Source organism: Porphyromonas sp. COT-290 OH3588, from assembly GCF_000769075.1.
Classification (GTDB): Bacteria; Bacteroidota; Bacteroidia; order Bacteroidales; family Porphyromonadaceae; genus Porphyromonas.
This window is the reverse complement of record NZ_JRFC01000028.1, coordinates 1-4,263: the sequence shown is the minus strand read 5'-3', so window position 1 is coordinate 4,263 and position 4,263 is coordinate 1. Positions and strand designations below refer to the sequence as shown.

At 41.2% G+C, this 4,263-nt stretch carries 4 protein-coding genes; 1 reads left to right on the top strand and 3 read right to left on the bottom strand.

Annotated elements, in window-relative coordinates; translation table 11 throughout:
* Positions 1-349: 349 nt before the first annotated feature.
* The 3 genes from HQ48_RS06860 to HQ48_RS06850 all read right to left on the bottom strand — a co-directional run bounded on the left by HQ48_RS06860 (position 350) and on the right by HQ48_RS06850 (position 2,290).
* On the bottom strand, positions 350-880 hold the full coding sequence (locus tag HQ48_RS06860) for an NADPH-dependent FMN reductase (protein ID WP_044188870.1): 531 nt from the start codon (positions 878-880) through the stop codon (positions 350-352).
* A gap of 4 nt (positions 881-884) precedes the next feature.
* Entirely contained in the window at positions 885-1,580 is a 696-nt protein-coding gene (locus tag HQ48_RS06855; protein ID WP_369794304.1) for a pirin family protein, read from the bottom strand.
* A 44-nt stretch (positions 1,581-1,624) separates the two neighbouring features.
* Positions 1,625-2,290, bottom strand: a complete 666-nt coding sequence (locus HQ48_RS06850; protein WP_044232693.1) for a YceI family protein — start codon at positions 2,288-2,290, stop codon at positions 1,625-1,627.
* A gap of 416 nt (positions 2,291-2,706) precedes the next feature.
* Here HQ48_RS06850 and HQ48_RS06845 point away from each other — a divergent pair, with 416 nt between their 5' ends.
* Entirely contained in the window at positions 2,707-4,167 is a 1,461-nt protein-coding gene (locus HQ48_RS06845) for a hypothetical protein (RefSeq protein ID WP_044188873.1), read from the top strand.
* The last annotated feature ends 96 nt before the right edge of the window (positions 4,168-4,263 follow it).

The window sequence follows — 4,263 nt, the reverse complement described above, 5'->3', positions numbered from 1 at the left end:
GATTTGCACGATGCGATGGTGTTATATCACCAAGAACGGTGATTTCCCCTTCCGTTTTTCTGTGTAATGCAAGTAGTGTTTTTGTACGTACAAAAACATCGATATACATCGCTATGCTCAGAATATAAATACTTCCATTCAGCACAAGAAATTGCTCCAAACGGGATGAAATTTACATCTTATGCAAATGTACATATGTACAAGTGTACAAATGTACCAACGTCCGATGGTGAGTTGGTGAAACAAGAGGGGAAAGTATCAAGATGTATCTCTATATGCTTGAAATCAAAAAAGGCCACAGGAGCACCATTTCCTGCGGCCTTTTTTGACTCAATATAGGTTTATTGGATTATAAAAACTTCCTCCAAAGAGCAACCTGTTCACGAAGTTGCTTATCCGCTTCTTGGTCTGTAATCTTCCCATGTGCTATATCGAATTTTTCTCCAAAGCTCGGGAGGGAGAATTTGGCAACGATGTTCGCACCGAACCATGGAAATGTATTACATGCTAACTCAAATACAGAAGCTCCACCTCTCTGACCTGGAGATGTGCTCATGAGCAGCATAGGCTTGTTACCGAATACATTCATGTCAATGCGAGATGTCCAGTCGTACAAGTTCTTGAAAGCAGTGCTAAATGCTCCATTGTGCTCCGCTAGAGAACAAGCGATAGCATCAGCTTCGTTTAGCTTCTTCTTGAATAGTTGTGCTGGAGCAGGTACTCCCTCTTCATTACGTTCGATAGAGTATATAGGCATCTCGTAGTCATTAAGATCTACCCATTCTATATCGATTCCTTCTGTAAGGCTTAGTGCGTATTCTAGTAGAGCCTTGTTGATTGAGTTTCGAGAGTTTGTTCCCGCAAATGCTAACACTTTCATTCTATTATCTTTTAAATAAATACTCAGGTAATTCCATTGGGACGTCCATTACAAGAACAACTGCATCCTTTGAGGCGTTTACAGAAACCTCGTCAGTTTCCCATACACCAAATCCGTCACTAGGGTTAAGTTTTTGGCCAGCTATCTCTACACTACCGCTGATAACGAAGAAATAGGCTCCATTATCTTTTCTCTTGATGGTGTACGAACTCTTAGTGTCCTCAGAAAATTCAGCCCAACTAAACCATGCATCTTGGTGAATCCAAACCCCCTGATCATCTTGGTTAGGAGATAAGATTTGTTGAAATTCGTTCTCCTTGAGGAACTGAGCGATGGGCTCTTGTTGGTAGCGAGGTTTAACCCCCTTTTCTCTAGAAAACACCCAAATCTGAAGGAAGTGAACTATTTCGTTATCTGAAGCATTGAATTCGCTATGTGTCACCCCTGTTCCTGCTGACATCACCTGGACCTCTCCACGTTTGATAACACTACCATTACCCATGCTATCCTTGTGCTCTAGAGATCCAGATAAAGGAATAGAAATTATTTCCATGTCTCTGTGTGGGTGAGTACCGAATCCTTTACTTCCTTGTACCCGGTCTTCATTGATTACTCTTAAGACCCCAAAGTTTACGCGTTCTGGATTGTGGTAGTCAGCAAAGCTGAAAGTATGGAAGCTCTTTAGCCAACCATGATTNATGTAAATCCTAGGGATTAGACATAAGAAAAATCTATGAGATTGTGCTATTTCTTAGCTAAGATAACAAACTGAAGTTCTATGTTGTCTTCTATGAAATTATCTGCTAGGTTGTCAAAGAAAGACTTAGAACCGTATCGCACATTCCAATCAGCTCGATTAATTGTGAAGGTCTTACTAGTAATTTTGTAAGATGCTGTATTTGATTCTGATTCGATTGTTTCTATGGGTATAGTAATGTTCTTTGTTACGTCCTTAAGAGTTAGGTTTCCAGTGAGCTCTGTGATCTTAGATAGATTAAGACCTCCTTCTGGGAGGTTTGTTAACTCAAACTTAGCTGTGGGGTATTTATTAGAGTCGAAGAAGTCTTCGCTTTCCAAGTGTCCCTTAAGTTTAGCTGCCATTTCACCTTCTAGGTCTTCCACTGCGATGCTGTTCATTTGTACAGCTACATATCCAGACACTAGATTGTCTCCTGAAAGTTTGATTTCTCCGTCAGAAAGAGAGATCGATCCGAAGTGTTCCCCGCCAGGCTTAAATCCTTTCCACTTAAGAGATGATTCTCCTAGGGATATCTTCACTATAGAAGCTTCTTTTGCCACTGATACTTCTTGTTCGCTTCCTGCTGAAACTGCCTTTTTACTCTGGTTGGAACAAGACGCAAATGCTAATATGCCCAGAATTAGGAAGGTAGAACTGATGATTTTTTTCATTTTTTTTGTTTATTTTTTAGTATGGTTGTTTTTAGATAAACTTTATTTGATTAATAACACATATAGGATCAAAATGTTTTGATCCTAATGATTTCTTGTGATTTAAACAAGATTATCTATTTTTCTTAGTATTTGATTAATAATGACTTGAATCGGTGTAATTATCTGTGAAGATATCCGAAGTCTATTGATAATATAATGTCCCGCAATAATGTTTCGAGGGAGCGTAGCGACCGAGCAGCTAAACCTATTTTGAGGTTCCAAATGAACCTTTTATTTTTGCCCAAATATGTAAAAACAATTATATTGATAATATAACGTCCCCTAATGGTGCTGCGAGGGAGCGTAGCGACCGAGCAGCTAAACCCTACCATAATCCCTATTCGGGGTAATTATTTAAAGGTCTTAATTCAATTATGAAGAAAGAAAGATTTCCTAGTTCTATCTCAGATAAGATTGAACTCTTTAGTCTAAAGAGTAACATTCTCTTAGACGAGGGTTATTCTTCTTTGAGCCTTGAACGTTTCCTCGAGGTAGTCTTTACTCGTAGGGGAGTGTTGCATTTCCAAGAGCCTGGAGAGGAACACTACTACGACAATCACTACAATGGGATTGTGATGTTTCTTAACCCTAATCGTCCTAAGTGTCGCATCTTGAACAGGGGGTTTAGAGACCAGCTCGAGGCGATTAGAGGGCATAGGTTTGCCATATCCTCTCCATTGACCTATATAGGCAGGAGCAGGAAAGGAACTAACGCTCGTTATGCCTTTGGATTTGCTATTGATTTGGACGGAGTTGCCGAGAAGCAAATTAGGTGGCTGATCTATAACATCAAAGATACACATACCCCTCGACCAAACATCATAGTCAATAGTGGAAATGGCTTGCACGTGTACTATCTGTTCGAGAAACCTGTTGCGCTATTTCCGCAGTCTGTGATGCTCCTTCAGAAGCTCAAGGAGGGGATAACTCGCATCGTTTGGAACAAGTCTACATCAGTGCTTGATAATGACGAGGATTTGCAAATACAGGGCATATTTCAGGGGTTTAGACTGCCTGAGACACTGACGAAATTCGGCACTCGAGTAACAGCGTTCTATGATGAAGAAGCCCCTCTGTTCACGATAAAAGAACTCAACGACCATTACAGAAAATTGAAAGGTTTTCATCGTTTGACTAGTCCATTGACAGATGCGGAGGTCGAGCAGATTGAGCAGGCTCAATATATCCCCTCCAAGGTTGGCATTGAGGAGGCGAAAAGGTTGTACCCAGATTGGTACGAGAAGCGCATCATCAGAGGGGAAACGAATAAGGGCTGGATAGTTAAGCGAGACCTCTATGATTGGTATCTTGGTATATTGGGGAGCGGAAAAATCAAAGAGGGGCATAGATACTTTGCTCTGATGTGCCTATCTAGCTTCGCAATCAAGTGCGGTATTCCCTATGATGAGTTAAGAGAAGATGCTTATAGTTTCCTCGAGCGGTTTGAGGAGATTAAAGCTGGAGAGGATAATCACTTTACGGAAGAGGATATAGAGGATGCTCTCAAGGCTTACGAGGAGAATTATCGCACGTTTCCTCGGAAGACGATTGAGAAGCTTATCGGAGTGATAATACCAGCCCCAAAGAGAAACTATCGAAAGCAAGATGTGCATCTTGAGATTGCTCGAGCTACACGGGACATTGTAACAAAGATAAAGGGTAAGTCTGATTGGAGAGAGGGGAGTGGTCGCCCTGTTGCGACACTAGGGAATAGTGAGCACGCTAGTGTTGTTCGAGAATGGAGGCTAAATAACCTCGACAATACGAACAAATCTCAATGCGCTAGAGATACAGGTCTTAGCCGTCCAACAGTCCACAAATGGTGGGGTGAGTGATTTGCACGATGCGATGGTGTTATATCACCAAGAACGGTGATTTCCCCTTCCGTTTTTCTGTGTAATGCAAGTAGTGTTTTTGTACGTACAAAAACA

What these genes read in the sequence shown, in the direction of transcription:
- HQ48_RS06860 (WP_044188870.1), bottom strand. Translation starts at nt 880, where the DNA reads ATGAAAGTGTTAGCATTTGCGGGAACAAACTCTCGAAACTCAATCAAC.
- HQ48_RS06850 (WP_044232693.1), bottom strand. Translation starts at nt 2,290, where the DNA reads ATGAAAAAAATCATCAGTTCTACCTTCCTAATTCTGGGCATATTAGCA.
- HQ48_RS06845 (WP_044188873.1), top strand. Translation starts at nt 2,707, where the DNA reads ATGAAGAAAGAAAGATTTCCTAGTTCTATCTCAGATAAGATTGAACTC.